Annotated in this window: 1 protein-coding gene; it reads right to left on the bottom strand. The window is 61.6% G+C overall.

Annotation, left to right across the window (positions count from 1 at the left end; translation table 11 throughout):
* A partial coding sequence (locus tag EN935_RS37135; RefSeq protein ID WP_164771743.1) for an N-acetylmuramoyl-L-alanine amidase occupies window positions 1-1125 on the bottom strand: 1125 nt, incomplete at both ends.

The following is a 1125-nucleotide window of genomic DNA, read 5'->3' as shown; positions in this document are numbered from 1 at the left end:
GTTATGCTCTGGGCGGCCTTGCCCCGCCAGTCGGCGTTGAGCAGCTGCGCCTCGTCCTTGGCGTTCGAGAGGTAACCGAGTTCGACCAGCACGGACGGCACATCGGGTGCCTTGAGCACCTTGAAGCCCGCCGAACGCTGGGGATTGTTGATAAGGCCGACGCTGGTCGACAGCTGGCCGACCAGCGTGTGGGCGAAACTCATCGAGAAATTGTGCGTTTCGCGGCGGATCAGGTCGATCAGGATGTCGGTGACTTCCTTTTTGTCGTTCTTGATCTCCATGCCGGCGAACTGGTCGGAGAGGTTTTCTCGGTCGGCAAGCGCCTGCGCCTCGGGATCCGAAGCCCTGTCGGAGACGGTGTAGACGGTGGCGCCGCGAATGCCCTTGACGCTGATTGTGTCGGCATGGATGGAAATGAGCAGGTCGGCCTCATGCTGCCGGGCAATGCGCACGCGATCGTCCAGACGTAGGAATTCGTCTGTGTCGCGCGTCATGAACACATCGTAATTGCCGACGGCTGCGAGTTTGTCGCGCAGCTCCGTGGCGAAGGCCAGCGTGACGTTCTTCTCGATGGTGCCGTTCAGGCCCTCGGCGCCGCCGTCGATGCCGCCATGGCCGGGGTCAATGACCACGGTGAAACGATGGCCCGGATTGGACACCGGTCCGGTGCCGACCCGCCCTCCCTTGTCGGTCGAAACCGTCGATCCGGTGGTCAGCGCCTGATTTGCAAGTGCGGCATCAAACTCGCGTGCGGAGACTGCCGACATGTCGATGGCAATGCGGTAGCCGGTTCCGTCCTCATTCTTGAGCACATCGAGCTTGTCGACGGCGAACGGTCCCTTGCCGGTGAGGATCAGCCGCGAAACGCCCTCGCCGAGTTCGCCCAGGCGCACACCCTTGACCAGGCCGCGTGCTTTCAAATCCTTGGCGTCAATGGCGAATCTCGTATTGGCGAGATCGATGACAAGGCGGTTGGGGCCGCGCAACAGGAACCATTTGATATCGGGTTCGCGATCGAAATCCATGACGATGCGCATCTTGGTGGCATCGCCGGCCATCTTGTAGCCTTTTGCCACCAGCGGAGCGTCGGCGGCATTGGCAATCGAGGAAAAGGCAGAACAGGAC

Source organism: Mesorhizobium sp. M7D.F.Ca.US.004.03.1.1 (genome assembly GCF_003998635.1).
GTDB classification, from domain to species: domain Bacteria; phylum Pseudomonadota; class Alphaproteobacteria; order Rhizobiales; family Rhizobiaceae; genus Mesorhizobium; species Mesorhizobium loti.
Note: the sequence above shows the minus strand (reverse complement) of the source record. Positions and strands in the feature narration are given on the sequence as shown.